This is a genomic window from Cylindrospermopsis curvispora GIHE-G1 (assembly GCF_014489415.1).
Classification (GTDB): domain Bacteria; phylum Cyanobacteriota; class Cyanobacteriia; order Cyanobacteriales; family Nostocaceae; genus Raphidiopsis; species Raphidiopsis curvispora_A.
The window spans coordinates 2,313,052-2,337,165 of the sequence record NZ_CP060822.1 but is presented as its reverse complement, the minus strand read 5'-3'; the positions used below and the strand labels follow the sequence as shown (position 1 = coordinate 2,337,165).

26 protein-coding genes are annotated in these 24,114 nt (G+C 39.7%); 12 read left to right on the top strand and 14 right to left on the bottom strand.

The window, feature by feature from the left end; all coding sequences use genetic code 11:
- Positions 1 to 66 precede the first annotated feature (66 nt).
- The 9 genes from IAR63_RS10390 to IAR63_RS10350 all read right to left on the bottom strand — a co-directional run bounded on the left by IAR63_RS10390 (position 67) and on the right by IAR63_RS10350 (position 7,384).
- On the bottom strand, positions 67 to 810 hold the full coding sequence (locus tag IAR63_RS10390) for an ABC transporter permease (protein ID WP_187705226.1): 744 nt from the start codon (positions 808 to 810) through the stop codon (positions 67 to 69).
- Between the two features lie 104 nt (positions 811 to 914).
- The gene (locus tag IAR63_RS10385; protein WP_006278076.1) at positions 915 to 2,180 is read right to left on the bottom strand and encodes an ABC transporter substrate-binding protein; all 1,266 of its coding nucleotides are present in this window, start codon (positions 2,178 to 2,180) and stop codon (positions 915 to 917) included.
- Positions 2,180 to 3,004 carry an ABC transporter ATP-binding protein gene (locus IAR63_RS10380; RefSeq protein ID WP_096547224.1) on the bottom strand — a complete coding sequence of 275 codons (825 nt, stop codon included), beginning with the start codon at positions 3,002 to 3,004 and terminating at the stop codon, positions 2,180 to 2,182. Before IAR63_RS10380 ends, IAR63_RS10385 begins: the two co-directional genes overlap by 1 nt.
- Positions 3,001 to 4,083, bottom strand: a complete 1,083-nt coding sequence (locus IAR63_RS10375; protein ID WP_187705225.1) for an acyl-CoA dehydrogenase family protein — start codon at positions 4,081 to 4,083, stop codon at positions 3,001 to 3,003. Before IAR63_RS10375 ends, IAR63_RS10380 begins: the two co-directional genes overlap by 4 nt.
- A gap of 10 nt (positions 4,084 to 4,093) precedes the next feature.
- Positions 4,094 to 4,621, bottom strand: a complete 528-nt coding sequence (locus IAR63_RS10370; protein WP_187705224.1) for a DUF4242 domain-containing protein — start codon at positions 4,619 to 4,621, stop codon at positions 4,094 to 4,096.
- An 89-nt stretch (positions 4,622 to 4,710) separates the two neighbouring features.
- Positions 4,711 to 5,292 carry a beta-class carbonic anhydrase gene (locus IAR63_RS10365; protein ID WP_071241790.1) on the bottom strand — a complete coding sequence of 194 codons (582 nt, stop codon included), beginning with the start codon at positions 5,290 to 5,292 and terminating at the stop codon, positions 4,711 to 4,713.
- A 153-nt stretch (positions 5,293 to 5,445) separates the two neighbouring features.
- Positions 5,446 to 6,048: a thioredoxin family protein gene (locus IAR63_RS10360; RefSeq protein WP_057179143.1), complete on the bottom strand. Its 603-nt coding sequence runs from the start codon at positions 6,046 to 6,048 to the stop codon at positions 5,446 to 5,448.
- A 61-nt stretch (positions 6,049 to 6,109) separates the two neighbouring features.
- Positions 6,110 to 7,024 (bottom strand): TauD/TfdA dioxygenase family protein, encoded by a 915-nt coding sequence (locus IAR63_RS10355; RefSeq protein ID WP_187705223.1) that lies wholly within the window; start codon positions 7,022 to 7,024, stop codon positions 6,110 to 6,112.
- 144 nt (positions 7,025 to 7,168) lie between these two features.
- Complete coding sequence (locus IAR63_RS10350; protein ID WP_187705222.1) at positions 7,169 to 7,384, bottom strand: hypothetical protein; 216 nt, start codon at positions 7,382 to 7,384, stop codon at positions 7,169 to 7,171.
- A gap of 75 nt (positions 7,385 to 7,459) precedes the next feature.
- Here IAR63_RS10350 and IAR63_RS10345 point away from each other — a divergent pair, with 75 nt between their 5' ends.
- The 9 genes from IAR63_RS10345 to IAR63_RS10310 all read left to right on the top strand — a co-directional run bounded on the left by IAR63_RS10345 (position 7,460) and on the right by IAR63_RS10310 (position 12,991).
- The gene (locus IAR63_RS10345) at positions 7,460 to 7,738 is read left to right on the top strand and encodes a hypothetical protein (protein WP_187705221.1); all 279 of its coding nucleotides are present in this window, start codon (positions 7,460 to 7,462) and stop codon (positions 7,736 to 7,738) included.
- Positions 7,719 to 8,054, top strand: coding sequence for an RpnC/YadD family protein (locus tag IAR63_RS18430; RefSeq protein WP_235678233.1), 336 nt, complete (start codon positions 7,719 to 7,721; stop codon positions 8,052 to 8,054). Before IAR63_RS10345 ends, IAR63_RS18430 begins: the two co-directional genes overlap by 20 nt.
- Positions 8,021 to 8,740, top strand: coding sequence for a hypothetical protein (locus IAR63_RS10340; protein WP_235678231.1), 720 nt, complete (start codon positions 8,021 to 8,023; stop codon positions 8,738 to 8,740). Before IAR63_RS18430 ends, IAR63_RS10340 begins: the two co-directional genes overlap by 34 nt.
- Positions 8,721 to 8,906 (top strand): hypothetical protein, encoded by a 186-nt coding sequence (locus IAR63_RS10335; RefSeq protein WP_187705220.1) that lies wholly within the window; start codon positions 8,721 to 8,723, stop codon positions 8,904 to 8,906. The genes IAR63_RS10340 and IAR63_RS10335 overlap by 20 nt, the downstream gene beginning before the upstream one ends.
- A 31-nt stretch (positions 8,907 to 8,937) precedes the next feature.
- Positions 8,938 to 9,312, top strand: coding sequence for a hypothetical protein (locus IAR63_RS18240; protein WP_223007655.1), 375 nt, complete (start codon positions 8,938 to 8,940; stop codon positions 9,310 to 9,312).
- Positions 9,313 to 9,395: 83 nt separating this feature from the next.
- A complete protein-coding gene (nrtS, locus tag IAR63_RS10325) occupies positions 9,396 to 9,632 on the top strand; it encodes a nitrate/nitrite transporter NrtS (protein ID WP_187705219.1) in 237 nt (78 codons plus the stop codon).
- A 100-nt stretch (positions 9,633 to 9,732) separates the two neighbouring features.
- Complete coding sequence (ruvA, locus tag IAR63_RS10320) at positions 9,733 to 10,377, top strand: Holliday junction branch migration protein RuvA (RefSeq protein WP_187705218.1); 645 nt, start codon at positions 9,733 to 9,735, stop codon at positions 10,375 to 10,377.
- 22 nt (positions 10,378 to 10,399) lie between these two features.
- Complete coding sequence (gene bioF / locus IAR63_RS10315; RefSeq protein WP_187705217.1) at positions 10,400 to 11,566, top strand: 8-amino-7-oxononanoate synthase; 1,167 nt, start codon at positions 10,400 to 10,402, stop codon at positions 11,564 to 11,566.
- Between the two features lie 3 nt (positions 11,567 to 11,569).
- Positions 11,570 to 12,991 carry an aldehyde dehydrogenase family protein gene (locus IAR63_RS10310; protein WP_187705216.1) on the top strand — a complete coding sequence of 474 codons (1,422 nt, stop codon included), beginning with the start codon at positions 11,570 to 11,572 and terminating at the stop codon, positions 12,989 to 12,991.
- Here IAR63_RS10310 and bchH read toward each other — a convergent pair.
- Positions 12,988 to 16,644 (bottom strand): magnesium chelatase subunit H, encoded by a 3,657-nt coding sequence (gene bchH, locus IAR63_RS10305; protein ID WP_187705215.1) that lies wholly within the window; start codon positions 16,642 to 16,644, stop codon positions 12,988 to 12,990. The genes IAR63_RS10310 and bchH overlap by 4 nt on opposite strands.
- A gap of 129 nt (positions 16,645 to 16,773) precedes the next feature.
- Here bchH and IAR63_RS10300 point away from each other — a divergent pair, with 129 nt between their 5' ends.
- Positions 16,774 to 17,715, top strand: coding sequence for an N-acetylmuramoyl-L-alanine amidase (locus tag IAR63_RS10300; RefSeq protein ID WP_187705214.1), 942 nt, complete (start codon positions 16,774 to 16,776; stop codon positions 17,713 to 17,715).
- A gap of 35 nt (positions 17,716 to 17,750) precedes the next feature.
- On the opposite strand, the gene cas6 is transcribed toward IAR63_RS10300, so the two are convergent.
- The 3 genes from cas6 to cas7d are packed head-to-tail and all read right to left on the bottom strand — an operon-like array spanning position 17,751 to position 20,202.
- Positions 17,751 to 18,533 (bottom strand): CRISPR system precrRNA processing endoribonuclease RAMP protein Cas6, encoded by a 783-nt coding sequence (gene cas6 / locus IAR63_RS10295; protein WP_187705213.1) that lies wholly within the window; start codon positions 18,531 to 18,533, stop codon positions 17,751 to 17,753.
- A gap of 4 nt (positions 18,534 to 18,537) precedes the next feature.
- Positions 18,538 to 19,224, bottom strand: a complete 687-nt coding sequence (gene cas5d, locus IAR63_RS10290) for a type I-D CRISPR-associated protein Cas5/Csc1 (protein ID WP_187705212.1) — start codon at positions 19,222 to 19,224, stop codon at positions 18,538 to 18,540.
- 42 nt (positions 19,225 to 19,266) lie between these two features.
- Positions 19,267 to 20,202, bottom strand: coding sequence for a type I-D CRISPR-associated protein Cas7/Csc2 (gene cas7d / locus IAR63_RS10285; RefSeq protein WP_187705211.1), 936 nt, complete (start codon positions 20,200 to 20,202; stop codon positions 19,267 to 19,269).
- 360 nt (positions 20,203 to 20,562) lie between these two features.
- Here cas7d and IAR63_RS10280 point away from each other — a divergent pair, with 360 nt between their 5' ends.
- Positions 20,563 to 21,525, top strand: a complete 963-nt coding sequence (locus IAR63_RS10280; protein ID WP_187705210.1) for a helix-turn-helix transcriptional regulator — start codon at positions 20,563 to 20,565, stop codon at positions 21,523 to 21,525.
- Positions 21,526 to 21,566: 41 nt separating this feature from the next.
- On the opposite strand, the gene IAR63_RS10275 is transcribed toward IAR63_RS10280, so the two are convergent.
- Positions 21,567 to 22,136 (bottom strand): HPF/RaiA family ribosome-associated protein, encoded by a 570-nt coding sequence (locus tag IAR63_RS10275; RefSeq protein WP_187705209.1) that lies wholly within the window; start codon positions 22,134 to 22,136, stop codon positions 21,567 to 21,569.
- A gap of 283 nt (positions 22,137 to 22,419) precedes the next feature.
- On the opposite strand from IAR63_RS10275, the gene ilvD reads away from it, so the two are divergent.
- Entirely contained in the window at positions 22,420 to 24,108 is a 1,689-nt protein-coding gene (gene ilvD / locus IAR63_RS10270) for a dihydroxy-acid dehydratase (RefSeq protein ID WP_187707439.1), read from the top strand.
- Positions 24,109 to 24,114: the final 6 nt, after the last annotated feature.

Genomic DNA, 24,114 nt, shown 5'->3' with positions numbered 1-24,114 from the left:
TAATAACAATTTTTTTCTTTTTTTGCGATCGCTCCAGGCGAAAGAAAGAGGTAAAAATTTCCCAGTTTAAAGGTGATGTATCCAACGATGCTGGGCGAATCGGAGAGTAATATCAAGAAAACAACCAATCAGTCCAATTATCAAAACAACTGCCATCAATTCCGAATAGGCAAGGCGATCTCGAGTATTAAGAATATAATAACCTAATCCTTCATTTACACCCAGCATTTCTGCGGGTACTAAAACGATCCAGATAACTCCAATGGCTAGACGAATCCCAGTCAACAAATGTGGAATAATAGCAGGAATTATTACCTGACTAATCATTTCCCATTGTGTTGCACATAAACCTTTAGATAGTAATAACCAACGACGATCAACAGATACGACCCCTGCGGAAGTATTAAGAATTAAAGCCCAAATAGCGGCAATAGTTAACAGAAAATATACTGGCAAGTCCCCAATACCTAAAACCATCACTGCTATGGGCATCCAAGAAAGAGGGGATATCATTCTGATAAACTGAAACAGAGCAGAAGTTGCCTGATCTAAATACCGTGAAAGTCCTAATAAAATGCCACAAGGAACTCCCAATCCAATGGCCGCTAATAACCCCACAAATACTCGTCGCAGACTACCAAATATATGGGGAAAAATAGCACCACTATCCAACAATTGAACCAGGGCCACACTGGTTCGCTCCGGAGAAAAATCAACTACTACCGGATCCTGATGCCATAGTGGGGTCGTAAGTACCCACCAGAGAATTGAACCAATTACTAATCCCCGCAAAGGTAGGGGAATTGTCATTAGAGGTATCCGCAGAAAGGTTATAAGCTGATTCAATGAGGTATAAGTCATGACAGAGATTGGGGTTGTTTGTGGCACAAGCTAAGGTAATAAGGTGGATTTATTTAAACTGAAATAGTTTCAGAACGCAAAAGTTCTCTTGGTAAACCAAATACTTGAGGACCTCCAATTTGCTCCAGGGCGGATTTCACAAAAGAATCATCTACCAAATCTTGAGCCACCTGTTGTGGTTGTAGATTTTGCAAAAAGGCAGTCTCTCCCTCCACTTGAGTTTCTTTGAGTAGTTGCACCAGTTTTTCTGTATAAGAAGGGAAGGGATAGGGCTGAAAGTCAATTCGGTTAATGCCCCAATTAGCATGGGTAATAGCCCCTTGTTTACCATAGAATTGGGTATCATAGTAACTAAGTGCCCGTTTCAGAACTGGTAAGGAATGGGGAGTGTACTTCCCACCCCCTTGAGAAAGGATTTCTGCCACTTCCGGGCGATTATTCCTAGTCCACAATTGTGCTTTGACCAAAGCATTGACAACTCGTTGAGTCCATTCCCGGCGTTGGACAACATCCTCTTCATGCATAAAGACTACACAACAAGCATGGTCTTTCCAAATATCTCCTGTGAACCGCAAAATTTTACCAGTTTTCAAGTTTTCTGATGCTGCGTTAAATGGCTCTGCAACAATATAACCACCAATACTTTGATTGGCTAAAGCTGAAATCATATCGGGTGGTGGTAAAACCACTAGATTGACCTCATTACTGGCAATAGGGGCACCTTGAGGTTTACGAACCACACTCAGACCCTGTTGTTTGAGGATTTGTTGCAGTACCACATTATGAATAGAATACCAAAATGGAACGGCTATGGTGCGTCCACCCAGGTCCTTAGAACTTTCAATTTCTGGCAAAACGGTTAAAGCAGAGCCATTAGTGTGGTTCCAAGCAACAATTTTTGCCGGAAATTTTCGCCCGTAGCGAATCCATATAGTAACGGGCATCAGAACATGAATTACGTTCACCTGACGTGCTAAAAATGCTTCCACAATTTGCGCCCAGGAACGAAATAAACGTGGTTGTTCTGTGGTTAATCCTTCCGCTTCATAGAGTTTCCGTGAGTGAGCTACCAAAAGGGGCGCAGCATCAGTGATTGGCAAATAACCTATTTTTACGGGCTGATTATCTGTAGAATCTCGTTTAGCGGCACTAATAGGCTGCTGAGTATTATCTTTCCGGGGTAAAATTTGTTGGCATCCCCCAATCCCTATGGTTGCTGTTAACGAAGTGGTAAACAAATAACTCAGTTTAACAAAGTCTCGTCGATTCATGCCACAGCAAACACAACTATAAGGATGCAAAAATTGTTTATTTTTCATTATCTAATTTCATCCATTAGGGTTGACAGTTCTTCGATAATAGTGAGCCTTAGTTCAAATAGGGTGTTTAAGTGATGAAAACGGGGTTTAGGTTGGCTAATCCTCCATTCTCTATGAATTGCTCCCGGGTAAGGACTCATCAGTAGTATTCGATCACCCAATAACAAGGCTTCGTCAATATCATGAGTTACTAGCAATATTGTGCTTTTATGCTTTTCTATTACCTCTAGCATTAGTTTTTGCATTTCTAATCTGGTAATAGCATCTAAAGCACCTAAAGGTTCATCGAGTAGTAATATTTTAGGCTGACGAGCAATAGCACGTGCCAAAGCTACTCTTTGTGCCATACCGCCAGAGAGTTGATGGGGATATGCCTCTTCAAATCCCTGTAATTTAACGCTGGCAATGGCAGAACTAATACGCGATCGCACTTCCTGAGAAGAAAGGCGAGCCATTTGCTGAAACTGCAGGCCGAAACCAATGTTTTGCCAAACATTCAACCAAGGTAACAATGCTGCTTGCTGAAACACCAGAGCAATTTGCGGATGGGGAGAGTGTAATGGCTTGCCCTCTAAATAAATTTCCCCCTCATCAATCGACTCTAATCCAGCGATCGCTAATAACAGGGAAGATTTACCACATCCGCTGGCCCCCAGGAGACATACTACCTCTCGGTGATCAATGTGTAAATTAATATTGGCAAACGCGGTAAAATTTCCCCGACGGGTGATATAGTCTTTTTTCAGCCTTTGTACTGTTAGTATGGGACTATCTTTTACAGAAACCAATTTTGAATTGGATATGGTCTTATGAGGATTGATCATATCGTTTCGCAGACTGGGGCATGACGGTACAATTCGGTTTCTAGTTGCACTAAACTGGGAGTCAAGACCGGCAAAAAGGCTACTTCTCTTAATCGTCGGGCAGTCCCGCTGGACTTGAAATATGCGGATCCGCCCTTGGACTCGAGCTCCAGCTGCACCATTTCTACTGCTAAACGAGTTAATCTAATGCGAACCTCAAATAACTGACGGGTCTGTGACAAAGTTAAGGCTGATAGCCTGCTCAAGTGGAAGATCTGAGTTTCTAGCTCCGATAGCCTCAATGCACTATTTGTTACTCGAAAACTCAATGCTTGTTCATTGTTACGATTAATGCTTTGTTCTATTTCTTGCAGAGATTTCCGTGCTATTCCCAGGGGCAATCCACATTGCATGAGCAGAAAAGCCGGGCGAATTTTGGGCAAAAAGTCCTCCCCATTGTGACTAATTATCCATTCCTGGGAAAGCTCGACCTGACTCAAATTTAAGGTGCTGGTCCAGGAAGACTGTAATCCCAGAAGTTGCAGATCCTCCCCCCGCTCCAGTCCAACTGTATTACCAGGGATAGCCACTACAACAGACCTACCGTCATCGGTTTTGGCTGCTACTGCAACCACAAACTTTTCAGGACGCAGGTTAGAAGCCCATGGCAAAAAACCATTTAAGATAATGCCTTTTTTATTTAGTTGAGCCTGTATTCGTAACTTTTCAATCCCTGCCAAGTTTTTCATGGCATTGGATAGTCCAGTTGCTCCCGAAAGCTCTCCCTTCAGTACCTGTGGCAAGATCTCCACTTGTAGGTATTTGTTATCACTGGCTATCAGATATTGGATAAATGCCCGCTGACACCAAAAAACAAAGCCACTGGTTAAACATTGACCAGCGACCATGGCGATCGCCTCCACCACATCCAATAGATCACCGCCATAGCCACCTAGTGAATGGCGTACCCCTAGTCCTAAATAGCCTACTTGTGCCAGTTGAGTTAGGGAATCACCAACGTGGATATTATTATATCCATCATTTAAATACTGAGCACGCTGGGACAATTGCAATTCCAGAATTGAGTTTTCGGTAATCATGAAAATTTCCTCAGTGCAGATTCCGAATTGAAGTTAGAGTATCAATGGGCGCACTAACAATCTGTCGTGCTTCTTTAACAGTTGATTCATTAGGACTGTCATAAAAACACAAACACTTACTCATGTCTTCACAAACATAAGTACGTTCAAATTTTATTTCTGGGACTTGAGCGTATAAAGGAGATTTCTCTGCCTTTCGCTGCAAGTAAGCCTCCATGGTCAAACCCCCTGGCAAATTCCACTCTACTAGGTAGTTAGCTTTGCCTTTGCGGTTTTTAACCGTTGCTAAGTCTTGTCCTATTAGACGTACCTGTTTGACCAAAGTAGTTGTCAACCCACCTGCTGCAAAACTTTTCTCCGCGATTTCCGCTTCCGGTGCGTCAATCACCAGAAACAATCGCTCTAGGTTCTCTGTTACCTGGGCCTCAATCAGTTCCGAATTCAATCCAAATGCAGCGGATGCAATCACATCAAGCACCTTTTCAATCTGTTCTGACTGGAGTTGTTTAACTACTCCTTCAATCAAATACAGCGACATCCTAACCTCGCCTCCACTATACTTATGCTATTAATACCACAAGTATACTACAGTTAGTCAATAGAATCGTTGTAGTTTAAAATTTAAGGTCATTGGACTTTCCCTATCTCCGTGGCTTGGGGAATTTCGATTAACTTCCCGGTTTTTACGTCATAAAGATAACCGTAAATTGGAATATTTTTGGGGACTAGGGGGTGGAATCTCACTCGTTTCACATCTTCGTAAACACTCTTTGATTGTTCACCAATAGTAAGCCAATCAATAAAATACGCTTCTGAAGATCCAGGTCCTGAACCTATATCATGCCATCCAGTTTCGTCTATTTTAGCTGTTTCTAAACTTTTTTCTAGTAATCCGCGAATAATTTCGTCAGTAAATGTTTCCATACCACAATCTGTATGGTGAATAATGAACCACTCACGAGTACCTAATAGCTTGTATGAAATAACTAAGGATCTGATAGCATCATCACTGGCTCTTCCACCGGCATTACGAATCACATGGGCATCCCCTTCCGTTAATCCGGCAAATTTGGCCGGATCCAAGCGGGCATCCATACAGGTCAAAACAGCAAATTTCCTTGCAGGAGGTAGAGGCAACTTGCCCTTATCACCAAAAGTTTCGGCATAGTTTTGATTAGCACTAAGAACCTCTTCAAGTATCTGACTCATGATTATTTTATCCATTAGATAAGAATAGTAACCGTTTAGAAAATAGGTATATTGATTAATCAATATACCTATATTTTAGTTGTGACTATAACACAAATTTACCAATAATAGTCTAACCCAAAAACATTAACCTGTAAAGGAAATTAAATCCAATCAGGAAACTGCGATCGCCTGGTTTTGGAAATAAACAGGCTCATTTCCAAGACGCCATTTAATATTGCAACCAATGCTGGGTTTTTGGTTTCGGTTCACCTCTCTATCAGACAAAACAGCATTGATCGCGGCTCGTAAATCCTTCCCATTGACCGGTTCATTATTACCGGGACGACTGTCATCTAATTGCCCGCGATAGCTCAGTTTGCGCTCACCATCAAAGAGAAAGAAATCGGGAGTACAAGCGGCAAAAAAGTCCTTGGCGGTTTTCTGGGTTTCATCAAAAAGTAGAGGATAAGTTAGATCCAATTCTTGGGCGAAGCTTTTTAAAAACTCCGGTGCATCGTCGGGATGACTATTGATATCATTGGCACTAATTGCTACTATTCCCAGATTACTTTGTAAATAATCTTTGCCCAATTGTGCCAACTCTAACTTGATGTGTTGCACAAAGGGACAATGACGACTCAAAAAAATGACTAACAAACCCTTCTTATGGGCAAAATCAGCCAAAGAAACTGTCTTGTTAGAAACCACATCGGGCAAATTAAAATCTGGAGCTAAAGTACCCAACGGTAACATTGTGGAAGCGGTTCTGACCATATAACACCCATCCTAATCCTATGATTGAAATTCATCCGAATACCCATTTTAACATCTGAACTTAAACAGCTACAGGTACCCGTTTGTTATACACAGAAGCATCTCCTTTCACACTTTGACTTTTTTGCCCATCAATGGAAACAGGTGCATCACCTACAATAGTTACCCTTTGCACACGCCGAGGTTGATTACCATAATCTGCTATAGCATAATGTTGGGTAGCCCGGTTATCCCAAAATGCCACATCACCAACTTTCCACCGCCAGCGCACTGTGTTTTCCGGACGTGTTACGTATGACTGCAATAAGCCAATAATATGATCAGACTCAGTGCTTGATAATCCCCGAATCTGACGCACAAAACCACCAATGAATAATCCCCTCTCTCCAGATTCAGGATGTACTCTCACCACTGGGTGTAGACTTTCATATACGGTGGATGTGAAAATTTCTCGATAGGCTCTTATTTCTTCGGATAAGTTAACAGCAGCTTCTGCATAATCATAAGCATTACTATGAACTGCCCAAAGCTCATCCGCAAGTTTCCGTAGGTGGTCTGGTAAATCCTGATATGCTGTTACCGAATTTGCCCAAATGGTATCACCACCATAAGGAGGAATTTCCAGGGCGCGTAATACAGAACCTAAGGGAGGACGGTCTACAAAGGTAACATCCGTGTGCCAGTTGTTTGCACGAGCAGCAGTTCTACCATAATCCAGGTCCAGAATCTCTGGACTCCCCACCAAGGACGGAACTGTGGGATGGGCCGTGGTAATCTCCCCAAAACGACGGGCAAAAGCAATCTGCTCTTGAGCTGTAAGATTTTGCTCACGGAAAAAAATCACCTTATATTGAACCAAGGCTCGTCTAATTTCATTAATAACTGCATCCTGGAGATTTTGCTTCAAATCAATTTCCAAAATCTTAGCGCCAATACGTCCTGCAATAGGTTTAATTTTTAAGTGTTGGTAAGTCATCTGTTTCTCCTTGATACTGATAAACACTATTTTAGATTGGTTAGGTTAAATCAATTATGAAACGCGTATTAAACTTTAACAATTGGAAATGTTAACAAGAGCAATAACGTGATTTTCATAAAAATACTAAATATCAATTGACATTTAGTAGTATTCCTGAATGTTCTCATGGAACTTTTTAAAAAACAAGTATTGACCAATACATTTTTTATTAACTTTGGGATGACCTTGATCATCTACTCCCAGAATCGTCGGAGGAATTAACAGAATGATTCTCCATAACGCCTCTGTTACATTCCAAACCGCATTATAGTGACAAAAATACCTCAACATGCGATCGCATGTCACTATACTACTCATTGGTTAAATAAAAAAGTAGAGACTAAAAAGACTTGGTGCTTTTTCTCATTGTGATTGGTTGAGTAAGATAAAAAGATGCCATTATTAACTAATATGGAGTCAAGAGGAATAGAGACTGGCAAGGAAATTGGTATATTGAAAAATGCCCGTGATTATGTGAAGCTGGTATTGAGAACAAGATTGGGTGACATACCAGAGAAAATGGAGCAAGCTGTGGATAAAATATTAGTGTTGTCCATTTTAGATGAACTTTTGAAAGTAGCAATCAAAGTTGATTGTTTTGAGGATTTTCACCAGTCCTTGGTCAAATTATCTCCTAAAGTTCCCGAATCAAATGAATCAGATAAGAGCTAACTACGACGAACCTTGGAAAGAAGCACTAACCGAATATTTTGAACAATTCTTGTTATTCTTCTTTCCTTCAATTCACCAATTAGTCAATTGGGAAAAAATACCAGAATCCTTGGATAAAGAACTGCAAAGAATTACAGCTTCCTCAAAGACGAAAAAACGCTATGCAGATAAACTATACAAAGTTTGGCTGATTAGTGGAGAGGAAATGTGGGTGTTAATTCATATTGAAATTCAAAGTCAGTATGAGGAAGAATTTCCCCAGAGAATGTACATCTATAGAGAATGTACATCTATAATTATCGTGCTTTTGACCTAGACCAAAAACCGGTGATTAGTGTGGCAATTCTGGGAGATGAGAGAGCTGATTGGCAACCAGAAGGTTATAATTATAGCTTAGGAGGGTGTGAAGTAAGCCTGAAATTCCCCATGGTGAAATTACTCAGCTATGAAGCCAAATGGTCAGAGCTAGAAGCAAGTAATAATCCTTTTGCCATCATAGTGATGGCACATTTAAAGACAAAAGCAACTACCGGGAACCTAGGGGAGAGAGAAAAGTGGAAATGGAGTTTAATCAGAGGGTTATATGATAAGGGGTTCGACAGAGAACAAATAATTAGATTATTTGGCATCATTGACATCATGATGGAGTTACCCAAAAAGTTACAGGAAAGTTTGGATAGTAAGATAAAGACATTTGAGGAGGAGAGAAAAATGCCGTTATTAACTAATATGGAGTTAAGAGGAATAGAGACTGGCAAGGAAATTGGCAGGGAAATTGGCATATTAGAAAAAGCTCATGAGGATGTGAAGCTGGTGTTGAGAACAAGATTGGGTGACATACCAGTTACAATTGAGCAAGCTGTGGATAAAATATTAGTGTTATCTATTTTAGATGAACTGTTGAAATTGGCAATTAAAGTTGATTGTTTTGAGGATTTTCACCAATCCTTGGTCAAATTATCTCCTAAAGTTCCCGAATCAAATGAGTCAGATAAGAGCTAATTATGATGAACCATGGAAAGAAGCACTAACCGAGTATTTTGGACAATTCTTGCTTTTCTTCTTTCCTTCAATTCACCAATTAATCAATTGGGAAAAAATACCGGGGTCTCTGGATAAAGAATTACAAAGAATCACAGCTTCCTCAAAAACGAAAAAACGCTTATAATTATCGTGCTTTTGACCTGGAGCAAAAACCGGTGATTAGTCTGGCAATTCTGGGAGATGAAAGAGCTGATTGGCAACCAGAAAGTTATAATTATAGCTTAGGAGGGTGTGAAGTAACCCTGAAATTCCCCGTGGTGAAATTACTCAGCTATGAAGCCAAATGGTCAGAGCTAGAAGCAAGTAATAATCCTTTTGCTATCATAGTGATGGCACATTTAAAGACAAAAGCAACTACCGGGAACCTAGGGGAGAGAGAAAAGTGGAAATGGAGTTTAATCAGAGGGTTATATGATAAGGGGTTCGACAGAGAACAAATAATTAGATTATTTGGCATCATTGACATCATGATGAAGTTACCCAAAAAGTTACAGGAAAGTTTGGATAGTAAGATAAAGACATTTATTTGAGGAGGAGAGAAAAATGCCGTTATTAACTAATATGGAGTTAAGAGGAATAGAGACTGGCAAAAAAATCGGTGAGGAAACCGGTAATGAAGCAAAATAATAATATCCGAACCTTTTGTGTATGTCTTGTCAATCCAAAGATGATGGGTACAGCAATAAGAGTTTCTTTGGTGGTTGGTTCAATTCTATTTATGATTAATCATGGTTCAGCACTTCTTAAGGGAGAAATGAATCCAGAACGCTGGATTTCAGCTGGAATAACATACTTAATTCCCTATATGGTTAATATCCACTGGCAATTTATTAATGACTATAGGAAGTGACTAAGCTAAGTAGCATAGAAAAAAAATTCCACAATCAACCCGGAAAATCAAGGCAAATTTTTGGATGGGACTATAATGGGGTATTCTTGGAATTTATCAAATGATCAGCTATCTCAAAGGTATTGTTGCTGGAGTGCAAACTGGTAGTCCCAATCGCTGGATCCTCACTTTGGAAGTCAATGGTATTGGCTATGATGTGTACATACCACAGCGTTTGGCTAATCAGTTAACTCATAACGGTGATGTAGCCCATATTTTTACCCATTACCAAATACGAGAAGAACTACCTATACTCTATGGCTTTTCTTCTCCAGCAGAAAGAGACTTATTTCGACATCTACTTTCTGTAACTGGTATTGGTACAGCTATGGCGATCGCTCTCATAGACACTTTAGAATTACCAGAACTAGTTCAAGCAATTATTTCCGGTAATACTACTATGCTAGTTCAAACCCCGGGAGTGGGTAAAAAAACCGCAGAGCGTCTGTGTTTGGAACTCAAGGGTAAATTGGTGGAATGGCGCAAGTCAGCAGGGTTTTTCGTTGCTACTGGTGGTCCACCACCAGCTATTTTAGAAGAGGTGCAAATGACACTTTTTGCCTTGGGTTATACTCCTCACGAAGTTAGTCATGCTCTCCATGTTATCAGTGAAGATATCGGTTTGCCTAAAAATTCCTACCCCGAGGACTGGATTAAACAGGCGATCGCTCATCTTAGTAGCAATGAAATTGTGAACAACCCTTAAATTTCCCATATCACCTAAGCTAATGAACAATAATCCTTACAGCTGGATAGAGGAATCATTAAATACCATTCATCGAGCTGACTGGTATCGTTCTGTACAAACTATTAACAGTCCCCCAGGTGCGGTTGTATTCCTATCCGGGCAAAAGATGATCAATTTTGCCAGTAATGATTATTTGGGATTAGCTGCTGATGATAATCTCAAAATGTCTGCTATAGAAGCCATTCGTCAGTTTGGTACGGGAAGCACTGGTTCCCGATTGCTCACTGGAGATCGTCAATTACACAGGGAATTAGAGCAGGCGATCGCATCTACTAAACAGACAGAAGATGCTGTGGTATTCAGTTCGGGTTATTTAGCTAATGTAGGGACAATCACCGCATTGGTAGGGAAAAGAGATATCATATTTTCCGATCAGTATAATCATTCCAGTTTAAAAAGTGGCGGGATTTTGAGTGGGGGGACCGTGATAGAATATCCCCACTGTGACATGACAGTTTTAGGAAAGAAACTACAGGAGGAGCGACAAAAATACCGTCGTTGTTTAATAGTCACAGATAGTGTGTTTAGCATGGATGGGGATTTATGTCCATTACCAAACTTGTTAGATTTAGCTGAAGAATTCAACAGTATGTTACTGATAGACGAAGCACATGCAACTGGGGTGATGGGTAAAAGTGGTGCTGGGTGTGTAGAGCATTTTAATTGTACAGGTAGGGAATTAATTCAAATTGGCACATTAAGTAAAGCCCTGGGGAGTTTAGGAGGTTATGCTGCGGGGAGTAGCGCATTGATTGACTTTCTCAGAAATCGGGCTCCCAGTTGGATTTATAGTACAGCTCTGTCACCAGCAGACACCGCTGCTGCACTTGCGGGAATAAATATAGTGCAAAAAGAACCAGAACGAAGAAAAAGATTATGGGAGAATGTTAATTATTTACAAACAGTGGTGAAAGAGAACCTAGGGAAACTGAAAATATTACCAACCCAGTCCCCCATATTATGTTTTGAGCTACCTGATGCTGGAACAGCATTGGAGGTGGGAAAATACTTAAGAGAAGAAGGTATTTTTGCTCCAGCTATTCGTCCTCCCACTGTTCCCACAAGTCGGATCAGAATTACAATAATGGCAACCCATAACAGAGAGCATATTGATAAGCTAGTGGATAGTTTGCAACGGATATCCTAACTGATGATGACACCAATAGAAGTGCGTAACCCTCGCACAGGTAAATTTGATTATGTGATTGTTCCCCCACCAGCAAAACTACTTTCCCAGCAATGTCATAGACTGCGTAGAGGACAAATCTCTTGGCAGCAAATTGGTGTTGAAGGAAGAATAGAAACTCTAAAGCATTTCCGAGAATCTATAGTATGTGATTATAGTCTATTAAAAAATGCTTTAATTAGTGATACAGGGAGATTAGGAACATCAACATTGGAGATAGATATTCTCTTAAATAACATTGATAAATGGTGTAATTTAGCTCCTCAACTGTTACAATCAACGGCCAAAAATACATCGCTTCCCTTTATTAGTTTAAGACAACAACTAGCTCCGTACACACTAGTTGGGATCATAAGTCCCAGTCATTTTCCCTTATTGTCATCAACAATTGATGCTATTCCTGCTCTGTTAGCAGGTTGTGCGGTAATTATCAAACCCAGTGAACTAACACCCCGGTTTTTTGCCAATCTCATGACTATCATCAATAAAATTAATAAACTAAAGGATGTATTAACCTGCATTGAAGGTGGACCCGAGACAGGGGCAATTTTAATAGATGAAGTAGATCTAATTTGTTTTCGAGGTAGTTTACAAACAGGGAGATTAGTTGCTCAAAATGCTGCTAGGAATTTTATTCCAGCTTTTTTAGAATTAGGAGGGAAAGATCCAGCCATTATTTTAGAATCTGCCAATTTAGATTTAGCAGCTTCGGCAATTTTATGGTCAGCAGTTATGAATAGGGGTGGTTCATCAATTGAAAGAATTTACGTTGCGGAGTCTGTATATGAAGAGTTTTATCACTTACTAATCACTAAATCCCATCAATTAAAATTGGCCTATCCTGACATTGAAAGTGGAGAAATAGGACCAATTATGTGTGAAAATCAGGCTAAAATTATCAATGACCACCTACAAGATGCAATAAAAAAGGGAGCAGTAATTCATTGTGGAGGCAAAGTTGAAGAGATGGAGGGTACTTGGTGGTGTAAACCTACAGTCCTGACCCAAGTAAATCATTCCATGAAAATAATGATGGAACAAACCTTTGGTCCGATCATGCCCATCATGAGCTTTTCCACCGTTGAAGAAGCAGTGAATTTGGCTAATGATTCCATTTATGGATTGAATGCTGCCATATTTGCCGAATCAGAAGAATTAGCGGTAGAAATTGGTATGGAATTAGATGTGGGTGCCATTAGTATTAATGATGCAGGTCTAACAGCTATTATGCAAGAGGGGGAAAATCATCCCCTAAAATTTTCTGGTTTAGGAGGGTCTCGCATGGGTAGCTCAGTTTTTAAAAAGTTCCTCCAAACCAAGGCGTTCTTAATAAAAACTAACAATCTTAAAGATCCTTGGTGGTTTAATACAGAACAGTCTATTTAAACTCCCACACCTTCCAACTGTTCATCAGTCAACTCATACAACTGACGCAGTTGATTTAGTCTATTTTCATCCGCATTCCACAAACCTCGACCATGTGCTTCTAACATCCTGCTGACAATATTCCTAAATGCTTCCGGGTTAGCTTGACGCAATTTTTCCGCCATTTCCCGATCTAAAGCATAGGTGTCTGCTGCTTGTTCATAAACCCAATGGTCCCTAAAATCCACTGTTCCCCCCCATCCAATTAAAGCTGTCATCCGCTGGGAAATTTCAAAAGCACCTCCCGAACCTTGATTGGCCATGGAGTTAGCCCATTTAGGATTTAATAACTTAGTTCTGTACTCCATTCTTAATAAATCATCTAAATTCCTGGGTGTGGTGTCTTTAGAAAAACTCTCCACAAAACTAGCTGTCACTCGCTTTCCACTTTGCTGCTCTGCAGCTTTTTTTAACCCCCCCGTATTGGCATAATACTCTTGAATGTCGGTTAAACCATACTCTACAGAGTCTATTTCCTGGACTATGCGATCGCTTGTTTTTAATAAGGTTTGTAATACCTCTGGTCTAGCTTGTCCTTTATCTTGACGACCATAACTAAAAACATTGCGACTCTCCCAGGTTTTGCCCAATTCATCACCACTATCCCAATTACCATCAACTACTCGGTCATTAACCAAAGAACCGAAATCACCGGAGGGGTTAGAAAACAATCTAGCTGATGGATTTTCTACTCCCTGTGCTTGTAAGAGCAAAGCATGTTTTCTAATAAAATTCCACTCTTGAGGTTCGTCAATTTGTGCTGCTCGCAGGAATAAATCATCCAACAGTTCAATAATATTCACAAAGCTATCACGGAAAATACCCGATAAATTACCCAGCACATCAATTCTAGGATGTCCCACGGTTTCTAGGGGTCTTAAATCATATCTGACAATTCTTCCCGTTCCTTCCTTCACTGGTTCAGCACCTACCAACTCTAACAAAATCCCTAGGGATTCACCCTTGGTTTTAATTGCATCTAAACCCCATAATAAAACTGCTACAGTTTCTGGATAGGAGTGATGTTCTTGTAAGTGCTGGTCAATGATTTTGCGAGCAATTTCCCTACCTCGCTCATAAGCAGCGGGGGAAGGCATTCTATAGGGATCTAAAGCGTGAATATTTCTCCCTGTGGGTAATACACCTGGACCATCTCTGAGCAAGTCTCCACCCGGTGCGGGGGGAATATACTCACCATTTAGTCCTCGTAATAGGTTGGTTAATTCATCGGTGGACTGATTCAATAAATCTATAATGAGATTTTCCTCTTCTTGTACTTCAGTTCCTTCCCCAAAATAGGCGTTCAAATAACCCGTTAGTTCTTCTTGATTAGGTGGTTCACCTAATGTGTGTAATCCGGAAGAAAACAGACGGTTTTCCAATACCTGCAGGTACTCATACAACTTAACTAAATAATGTTCAAAAGCATGAACACTAAACATTTTGACATTTTCCGGGGTAAAGGGAATTCCCAATTTTTTGGCATCGTCAAAAGGACAATCAACATCCAAACCTGTATCAACAATTTTCTTACAAATTCCTTCTTTTAAAATATAGTTCTTTTGTGGGTCTTCTCGATATTCGGCGATGAGATCTCGTAAACTTACTAGTTCCTTATATAGACCTGCTCGACCATAAGGTGGCACATTATGAGAAATCAATACCCCATAACCACGACGTTTAGCCAATATTGATTCGGAAGGATTATTGGCAGCATAGATATATAAATTTGGTAAATTTCCCAAAAGAATATCTGACCAAGAATAACCTGTGTTCCCTAAAGGAGAACCAGGTAGCCATTCTACCGTACCATGCATACCGAAATGCACCACTGCATCAGCTTGGAATTCATTTTGTAACCATTTATAATAAGCTGCATATTGGGGATGGGGGGTTAGATCTCTTTCAAACATTAACCGCATGGGATCTCCTTGAATCCCTAAAGGTGGTTGAATACCAATCCAAATATTTCCTAGTTGCACACCACCAACATGTAGTTCATCTCCGTAGGTTTTAATTCCTGCACCGCTTAAAGATTGCCACTGTTTTTCAATTCGGGAGGTGCGAAGATAACCCAACCATTTTTCTAAGGTTTTGACGTTTACCGTATTAGTATTAGTGGGGAAGGGTTTATTTTTTTCCCAGGTTTCCAATTCTTCATCCACCACTTTTACTTGTCTAATCAGCTCTTCCCCATCTTGGGGAATTTCACCCACTGTATAACCCTCTTCTTTGAGTGCATGAAGCAATTTAATCAAGCTACGAGGGACATTTAATAGTGCAGCAGTTCCCACCGCGCCATAACCGGGGGGAAAACCATAAAGAATAATAGCAATTTTTCTCGCTGATTTTGGTTTTCGACCCAGTGTAACCCACTTCCTCACCCTGTCAATTAATCTTTGGACTCGCTCGGGTACTAAGTATATATTTTCCCCCACCAGTCCACCTAGGGGGACTGTGTCAATTGCTCCATCCAATTCCGGTAGGGCATACAAAACTACACTTTGTAAACCACCAATTCCTTGACGAGTCCAAGAGTAAATATCTTGAATTAGTAAGGGTGCAGCCACAATGTAAGGGATATTTTTAGCCATAAGAATGCGTTTGGCCACTTCCACTTGTCTCCCCGCTTCCATGGAACCAGCTGGTCCACCCACTAGGGGAAATCCAATGGTGGAAACTAGGATATCAACTTTTACTGCTTCGGTAGATAGTGAAGGGGTTTCTATATTCCCCTTTTGTCTTTGGTAGGTTTCATAATCCGTTGTCATCCAATCACGAACCGCCACATGACCCTCTACACCGTTAATGAAAATAGGTAGGGGGATTAAACCAGAATCTTCAAATTTCTTTATTAATTGGGGAATATAATTTTGTTTAGTAATAACGTGTTTTCTATACAGTAGTATGGCAACCACAGGTTTTTCTCCGATGTGACTATTTCCCCCATACCATTCTAAGTATGCTCTCGGTGACAGAAAAAATCCTGGATAATCTGGGTGCAATAAACCCATGTTGGGAGTTTCTATGGGTTCGGGAATATTCTCCACTTTTAAACCTAAATATTTTTCCGCCAGGGTCCAAAACAAAGCTGCTACATTTTCTTTCCCACCCGCATTCCAGTAACCATAGATGATTAACCAGTTGCGCAGATCTTGCACTTTTTGTACGGGGACAAATTTTAATAGTTTGGGCCCCAGCTTGAGGAAACTAATATAACCAGCAAGTTTGTCTTCTTCTTTACCATTGCTGAATTTATCCAGGATGAACTTAATCGGTTTTGGCATCCCCGCAGGTTTATCACCTATAGAAAACCTACCTATTTGGGTCAAACTCATTAGTTCTAAAGCTGACTCAAAAATTAGTCGGATGGGAATATGACGAATATGCTCCCTTAACCACAAAACCTGATCATAGTCAAAGATTAAACTGCCAAAAAACACATCGGCATTTTCAAGTGCATCCTTAATCTCTTCTTGGTTTGTGCTAATATGGCGATCGCTAAACACATGAATATCTAGCTCACAACAGCGAGAACTAGCCAAAAGAGCTGCTTTTCGGTATAAGTCGGCATTAAAAGATTCAAACCCAGCAATTAAGACAATTCGTTTCATGCTATCCCAACTCTTAGACTTATTAAATGTTTACCTTGATCTTAAACATTCTTAGCTGGTTTCGGGAGAATATCTATCATGGGAGTGAGTTATATTGGATTAGTTGAACCACGAATCTTATCATAATTCATGAAATTTGGCATTGATATAGGTCATAATTGCCCTCCAGACACCGGAGCTGCAGGTATTAGGTCGGAAGACAAATTAACCATGGAAGTGGGCAATAAAGTTATCTCTAAGTTAAGAGGTTTAGGTCATCAGGTGATACCTTGCAAACCCGATAGCGCTTCTTCTGTCAGTCAGTCTCTGGGTAGACGTTGTGATATTGCCAATCGTAATAGAGTTGATGTTTTTACTTCTATTCATTTCAATGCCTTTAATGGAAAAGCAAATGGCACAGAAGTATTTGCTGCAAGTGATGCGGGAAGAAGAATCGCCCAATCCATAGTGAATGAAATTGTTAGTTTAGGGTTTTTTAACCGTGGCGTTAAAAATGGATCTCATTTATATGTACTGAGAAACACTAATATGACAGGTGTTCTCATAGAATGTTGCTTTGTAGATTCAGCTAAAGATATGCAGCTCTATGACGGGGAAGCAATGGCTAATGCTATTGTTAAAGGGTTAACTGGCAAACTACCAACCACTCCTGTGAAACCGGTGGAAGATGTAACTGGTGATAAGGATACTAGTATTTTGAGACTACAAAAAGCGCTCAATCAACTAAAAATTACTGATAGAAATAATCGACCACTGACGGAAGATAACTTTACAGGACCTGCGACAAGTTCTGCAGTAGAAAAGTTTCAAAGAGTTGTGGGTATTATTCCTACAGGAATGGCGACTCAAACTACCTGGGATGCCATCAATCAGATCTTGGCAAAACGAACAGTTCAGGGGAATCAAACTAGTGGACCAATCATGAGATATTTACAATATCGTGTGGGTACAACGCCCGATGGTATTTATGGTAAACAAACAGAAGCAGCAATTAAGAAATTTCAACAGCAGAATGGTTTAACCGCTGATGGAATTATTGGTCCTGCAACTTGGGGTAAGTTACTGGGATAGGGATTGTAGAAGTTACCTGATCAGTATAGCACTTATCAGGTAATAATTCTCACTTCTCCCATGCCCATAGTTGTTTTGCGACCAATACCAGAAAAAAGGGCGAATTTGGCTAAGATATTAGCTATACGAGCTTGTTGCAGATCTGGAAAAAAATATTTAACCCAACCCACACAACCTATTTCTCTACGGGTTTCTGTGAAGCTGTTAATTTTTAAAAACTGGGTTTTTAAATCAAAGGCTAAGGCTAAACTTTGCCATTGAATGGAAGAAAAATGCAACTCTGAGGGTGCAAAATAGTTCCAACGATATAGGAGAGTATTAAATACTAATTCTGGTAAGGGAAAAGTTTGGATATTGTGCTGTTCTTGTAAACTAGTGGGAGAAATAAAATTTAGCACGATCTCAGAATTAAAATTAGCAATAGTTGCCAAACTGTTATAATCGGAAATACTAACTAAATTATGAGAGTTAGGTACAGTATAAACACCACGAATGATAAAGGGAAAATTATCCAGATAAATAGATGGAGTTTGATACATTTCTATGCCTTGTAACAAAGGTTGTATTAAATTACCATTTAACAGAGAAATACGAATCAAAAATCTATCCCCTAATCTTGTCCCATCTTTACGCCGATAACCAATTAATCCAGATAAACTAAATGATGATTCCTGACTATGGTAAACCGATTCAGCTAGATAGGAATTGCCCATTCTTAACCACTCCATAAATTGAGCGTGAATTGCCTGATTTAGTCTTGTAGGAATGGGTTTTTCTGTCGCAGCACCCAGTTCGATGATTAAACTTTGTAAAACCATATTGTTAGCTCAATATCCCAGTGCTTGCACCATAACCAACTCTCCTGGGTAAACAGGTGTGATCTGGCAACTGATAATAATCCCCTGTTAATTGTGCTTGGCTTAACAAGCTGGAGGGTGACATAAAAATCCGATTGTAAAGTAATAATTTAGTGGTTCGAGATAAATCTATGGGGTTCAAAGGATGTTTACTAATATATTCTCCAGATTTTTCTTTGAATTCTGAGAGAATGGTGGTCTCAACTTTAATTTTTGCTGACCATTTACCCAGTCTAATCCAGTGAGGAATTGTAATTTCATGGGGAGCAAAAACATAGGTCTTGAAGTGACTACCCACAGCTATTTCTTTAACTTTAATATTGCTGTACTCAGGATGGTAGGGAACTGATTCTAAGGTATTAACATGATATGAACAGCTAATTGGTAAAGCAGGAAAAACATAAATTCTGGCTTGATTTAGATGAAAAAGACTTTGCTCTTGATTGCTATCTAAATAAGTAAGTTCATAAGTAAGTTCCTGAACTGTTTTACCTTGAATTCGATAAGGGCGAGGAATATAATCTGTTTCAAAAAAGGCAAAACTCAATGCCCAATTATGCAAATATTTCTCAGTTTCATACAAACCACCTATTTCACGAGTGGCAAAAAAAACATTATCCTGTAATCTTAAGTCACATCGATAAATCATCATAAATTTAATTGGATTTTAAGTTTGTAGCTTTAGCCACAAGGATTAAGATAGGGTGCAGGGTATATTGACGATAATTTCTTGGTTTCTTGTAGACCAAGAATTACCACAAGAACTAGGATAAATTTGAGCATAAATTTTAGTCTGTTGCTCAAGTGCAGTCATGACAGTTTTTAATTGAGTTTCATCTTGATAAAGGATGGAAACTTCTGTTAGTAAGTCTATTAACCGTGAACCTGTAATTATCCTAGTCTTGCGTACTGGTTCTTGATTTAATAGGTTATTGCTCACTTCTGTGGCCTTGGTAATTATGTCCACTAGAGGAACCTTAAGGTCTGATTTAAAAACATCATATAATGCTTGGGTAAAATGAAGATTACTGAATATTTCACCATCGCAAAATACAATTCCAATTACATGATTAGACATTCCCAAATAAGGATGGGTATGCAGTAAATTGCCCAAAACATATAGGAAAGTTTCAAAAGTGGGATCACACAGGGTTTCTATCGCAGGAAAGGTAACCCCCGAAATGAGATCATCTAATTCACTAGAACCAAGAGAAAAAACTGAGTCCGAGTGAACCTTGGCCAGCTCTCTTCCACTTTCATTACTAGCAAATCCGTAAATAATACAGTCTGGGCATTGTTTACACGAGTTTTCACCATTGTATTCACAATATTTATCCTTATCCCTAGGGTTATTACCAGCTAAACCAAGGGAACACAATAATTCCCTTCCTACTAATCTTTCTGGTGTGGTCTGTTGATGTTTAAACATCACTAGTCTCGTAATAATATCACTAGTTTCTATTCCCGCTTTTGTGCGTACCCTTTTCAACACTCCCTCTTTTGGTAATACCGAAAATGATTGAATATGACGCAACATTATAAGATGGACGTATTTACCAGATGCTAAACGGGGTAAAGCTGTGTGAAATTCTGGTTTGATACTGTACAAAAAACTGTCTAAAAAACTCATCTTCTTGGATCCTTAGTGCTTTTTGACTTTGCAAACATGCAAATATCTTGCAAACTCCTACTCTCCGTCTAGTTTTGAGTATAGCAGCAGTAAATAAATTTTCATTTTAGGGTAAGTGTTTACTCTAGGTATTTACTTGATGCAACTAATCTAATACTTCCTGATGGGGAGTTGTTATCAAAAAATGACCACATCTCAAAAATTTTTGGGTTTATGGACTAGAAAAATGATGTTAATTGATATCATCAAATCAAAACTTTGTTTAACACACAAAAATACTTTTTAAAAACAAGTGGCAATAAATCCTGAAATTAAGATGTATAATTATTGCTGAATTAAACATTGTCTATCCCAGTGAAAATGTCATCCAAGAATGCTAGTCCATTGAATCAAATAGGATTCGCACTAGAAATATTGAGACTCCTCGCACAAAAATCTCGGAAAAAATCAGAATTAATGTTATTACTGGGGGAACGGGGTTTTGCAGATGGGGATCTAGGACAAAAGATCACCCGCACCGTCAGTAAATTGAGAAGTTGTGGTTTTGAAATTCAATCAGCGCCAAACCAACCATATAAATTGGTGACATCAGATTTTCCCATAATTATAACGGAAGAACAACGACAAGCTTTAGCTATGGCATGTGAATTACTAGCCAGTTTGGGGTTTTCTGCGGAGGCGGGACATATTTACAGAATTACTAACTCTGAAAATCGCATATCCCACAAACTGACAACGGATTTTCACCCACCTACGAATTATAGTGAAGATAAGATTCAGGAAATAGTACAGGATCTACAAAATCGGATTGGGAAAAAGCGTCGATTTGTTGTTTGGTATAGAAGCAGAAATGGTAATGATAAACAGTGGGACTTAGACAAGTCGGAATTAAGATTGCATAATGGAGTACTCTATTTATTTAGTATAGTTCCGGGTTTTACCAGTCAACATATTCATAAGACACCTAATCCGGAGCAGAATTGCACTTTAAGGGTAGACCGTATTACTAGGGTGGGTTCTTCTTCCCAAATACCTTGGACCTACACAAAATTTCCCACTTTGAAAATTCAATACCGTCTAACAGGAAATTTAGCCAATTATAAACCACGTCGTCCCCACGAAAAAATTATTTCTCCTCCTGACAAGACGGAGCATGTTGATATTGAAACACAAGAAGATTGTATTTTCTGGTTTCATCAAAGAATTTTACAATATGGCGCTAATGCTAGAGTTCTACAACCAGATTGGTTAGTAAAAATGGTGATGGAAAGTTTAAATAAGGCACATAGTAATTATCAGCACCAGGCCACAGGGAATAGGTAATAAGCGATATTTCCTATCCCCTATTTGCAATCCCTAAAATTTCAACGTTTATCAACTACTTGAATAGTTGTTGCTTGTGGTCCTTGCTCTCCTTCTTCTTGGGAAAAATGAACACAAGCACCTAGTTTTAATTGATTAAAATCCTCATGTAACACGCTATTTTTATGAAAGTATATTTCTCTCCCATCTAGGGCTTGTAAAAATCCATATCCATCTTCTTTAAATAGTTTTGTGATGAACCCTGTACTCTCCCGTGTTTCTTCATCTCTATCATATTGCTCACTGGCACGTTGCATTTGGGTAAGTTTAGACAGTTGATGAACCATGGCATCAAAAGTCTGCCTAATTACCGCATCTAGGGGTTCATATCGAATACTCTCACCGGGATTTTTTTCTGCTACTAGTTCATGACCAGGAGGAACAGTTAGATCAATTCTTACCCGATAGGGAGAACCACTCCGAGGACGATCATGGCTTTTTTCTATGGCAATATGACAGCTATTAATGTAATTACAAATATTTTCCAATTTGGCTATTTTCTCCCGAACCAATTTATCAATGACCTGGGATTTATCTAGGTTACGATAGGTGATTTCTGGTGCAATCTTCATACTTTTATCATCCTACATGTCCAACACCTATTGTAAAGCTACTTAGTATGATTTCAATCATACCCAGGAAGGAGTCTTTACCATTTGCTTATCTACTCAAATGGAGATGCTAATTTGAATAGGTAATTCAAGGATCTGACTTTTAAGTCCCTCCCTAGAAAAAACTATATCTATCATTAGTACATTATTAGCCATGGTTAGTCTATTATCACCTCCAAAATGCTACCATCTATTGGTATCAGTAAAACTGGGATTTTCCAGTTATGATCCTAGGAATAATCAAATGGTAGATAATTTAAAAAGTCAAGTAGTTACTCAAGGAGTACAACGATCTCCTAACCGCGCTATGTTGCGAGCTGTTGGCTTCCAAGATGGGGATTTTAACAAGGCCATTGTCGGTATTGCTAATGCCTATAGCACTATCACACCTTGTAATATGGGGATTAATCAGCTGGCACAAAGGGCAGAATTGGCTGTTAAAAATGCTGGTGCTATGCCTCAAATTTTCGGTACTATTACTATCAGTGATGGCATCTCTATGGGAACAGAAGGTATGAAATACTCTCTGGTCTCCCGGGAGGTAATCGCCGATTCTATAGAAACCGCCTGTAGCGGGCAAAGTATGGATGGTGTAATAGCTATCGGTGGCTGTGACAAAAATATGCCAGGAGCTATGCTGGCGATCGCTCGCATGAATATACCTGCAATTTTTGTCTATGGTGGCACTATTAAACCCGGACACTATAATGGGAAGGATTTAACTGTTGTTAGCTCTTTTGAAGCGGTAGGACAGTACAGTGCGGGTAAAATTGATGAGCAAGAGCTTTTAGAAGTAGAACGTCGCGCTTGTCCTGGTGCTGGTTCTTGCGGGGGAATGTACACAGCTAATACTATGTCTTCAGCATTTGAAGCTATGGGTATGAGTTTACCCTACTCTTCAACTATGGCTGCTGAAGATGAAGAAAAAGTAGAGAGTACGGCAGAGTCTGCTTCTGTACTGGTAGAAGCTATTCGCAAACAAATATTACCCAGACAGATTATTACCCGCCAATCTATAGAAAATGCTATTTCCGTAATTATGGCAGTCGGTGGCTCAACAAATGCAGTATTACATTTTCTAGCTATTGCTCGCGCTGCTGGTGTAGAACTGACCCTAGATGATTTTGAAACCATCCGGGGTCGGGTTCCAGTTTTATGTGATTTAAAACCCAGTGGTAAATATGTGGCCACAGACCTACATAAAGCTGGTGGTATTCCCCAAGTCATGAAAATGCTTTTGGTTCATGGTCTCCTCCATGGTGATTGTCTAACTGTCTCAGGACAAACCATAGAGGAAGTTTTAGCACAAGTACCTGATGAACCAGATCCCCAGCAAGATGTAATTCGTCCTTGGCATAACCCCATGTACCCCCAAGGACATCTAGCTATTCTCAAGGGTAATCTCGCTACGGAAGGCGCAGTGGCTAAAATTACAGGGGTAAAAAACCCGGCGATTACTGGACCTGCAAGGGTATTTGAATCGGAAGAAGCCTGTTTAGATGCTATTTTATCTGGTAAGATCCAAGCCGGGGATGTGATCATTATCCGTTATGAAGGACCCAAAGGCGGACCGGGAATGAGGGAAATGCTTGCTCCTACATCAGCGATTATCGGTGCAGGTTTAGGTGATTCAGTGGGTTTAATTACTGATGGCAGATTTTCTGGTGGTACTTATGGCATGGTAGTTGGTCATGTTGCTCCAGAAGCAGCTGTGGGTGGAAATATTGCCTTGGTGGAAGAGGGTGATAGTATTACTATTGATGCGAATGCTAGACTATTACAGGTCAATGTGTCGGATGAGGAACTAGCCCAACGTCGAGCTAGTTGGCAACCTCTTCCACCTCGTTATAGTAAAGGCGTATTAGCAAAGTATGCCAAGCTGGTAGCTTCTAGTAGCATTGGTGCGGTCACCGATTTTGACTTGTTCAATTAGGTTAGT

Excerpts from the sequence above, each read along its gene's own strand:
- ruvA (WP_187705218.1), top strand. The coding sequence starts at position 9,733 with ATGATCAGCTATCTCAAAGGTATTGTTGCTGGAGTGCAAACTGGTAGT.
- IAR63_RS10355 (WP_187705223.1), bottom strand. The coding sequence starts at position 7,024 with ATGACTTACCAACACTTAAAAATTAAACCTATTGCAGGACGTATTGGC.
- IAR63_RS10375 (WP_187705225.1), bottom strand. The coding sequence starts at position 4,083 with ATGATTACCGAAAACTCAATTCTGGAATTGCAATTGTCCCAGCGTGCT.
- cas5d (WP_187705212.1), bottom strand. The coding sequence starts at position 19,224 with ATGATGATTTATCGATGTGACTTAAGATTACAGGATAATGTTTTTTTT.
- IAR63_RS10335 (WP_187705220.1), top strand. The coding sequence starts at position 8,721 with ATGAGTCAGATAAGAGCTAATTATGATGAACCATGGAAAGAAGCACTA.
- IAR63_RS10345 (WP_187705221.1), top strand. The coding sequence starts at position 7,460 with ATGCCATTATTAACTAATATGGAGTCAAGAGGAATAGAGACTGGCAAG.
- cas6 (WP_187705213.1), bottom strand. The coding sequence starts at position 18,533 with ATGGTTTTACAAAGTTTAATCATCGAACTGGGTGCTGCGACAGAAAAA.
- IAR63_RS18430 (WP_235678233.1), top strand. The coding sequence starts at position 7,719 with ATGAATCAGATAAGAGCTAACTACGACGAACCTTGGAAAGAAGCACTA.
- IAR63_RS10360 (WP_057179143.1), bottom strand. The coding sequence starts at position 6,048 with ATGGTCAGAACCGCTTCCACAATGTTACCGTTGGGTACTTTAGCTCCA.
- IAR63_RS10275 (WP_187705209.1), bottom strand. The coding sequence starts at position 22,136 with ATGAAGATTGCACCAGAAATCACCTATCGTAACCTAGATAAATCCCAG.
- IAR63_RS10340 (WP_235678231.1), top strand. The coding sequence starts at position 8,021 with ATGTACATCTATAATTATCGTGCTTTTGACCTAGACCAAAAACCGGTG.
- ilvD (WP_187707439.1), top strand. The coding sequence starts at position 22,420 with ATGGTAGATAATTTAAAAAGTCAAGTAGTTACTCAAGGAGTACAACGA.
- IAR63_RS10380 (WP_096547224.1), bottom strand. The coding sequence starts at position 3,004 with ATGATCAATCCTCATAAGACCATATCCAATTCAAAATTGGTTTCTGTA.
- IAR63_RS10370 (WP_187705224.1), bottom strand. The coding sequence starts at position 4,621 with ATGTCGCTGTATTTGATTGAAGGAGTAGTTAAACAACTCCAGTCAGAA.
- IAR63_RS10385 (WP_006278076.1), bottom strand. The coding sequence starts at position 2,180 with ATGAAAAATAAACAATTTTTGCATCCTTATAGTTGTGTTTGCTGTGGC.
- bchH (WP_187705215.1), bottom strand. The coding sequence starts at position 16,644 with ATGAAACGAATTGTCTTAATTGCTGGGTTTGAATCTTTTAATGCCGAC.
- bioF (WP_187705217.1), top strand. The coding sequence starts at position 10,400 with ATGAACAATAATCCTTACAGCTGGATAGAGGAATCATTAAATACCATT.
- IAR63_RS10390 (WP_187705226.1), bottom strand. The coding sequence starts at position 810 with ATGACAATTCCCCTACCTTTGCGGGGATTAGTAATTGGTTCAATTCTC.
- IAR63_RS10280 (WP_187705210.1), top strand. The coding sequence starts at position 20,563 with ATGTCATCCAAGAATGCTAGTCCATTGAATCAAATAGGATTCGCACTA.
- nrtS (WP_187705219.1), top strand. The coding sequence starts at position 9,396 with ATGAAGCAAAATAATAATATCCGAACCTTTTGTGTATGTCTTGTCAAT.
- IAR63_RS10300 (WP_187705214.1), top strand. The coding sequence starts at position 16,774 with ATGAAATTTGGCATTGATATAGGTCATAATTGCCCTCCAGACACCGGA.
- IAR63_RS10310 (WP_187705216.1), top strand. The coding sequence starts at position 11,570 with ATGATGACACCAATAGAAGTGCGTAACCCTCGCACAGGTAAATTTGAT.
- IAR63_RS10365 (WP_071241790.1), bottom strand. The coding sequence starts at position 5,292 with ATGAGTCAGATACTTGAAGAGGTTCTTAGTGCTAATCAAAACTATGCC.
- cas7d (WP_187705211.1), bottom strand. The coding sequence starts at position 20,202 with ATGAGTTTTTTAGACAGTTTTTTGTACAGTATCAAACCAGAATTTCAC.
- IAR63_RS10350 (WP_187705222.1), bottom strand. The coding sequence starts at position 7,384 with ATGAGTAGTATAGTGACATGCGATCGCATGTTGAGGTATTTTTGTCAC.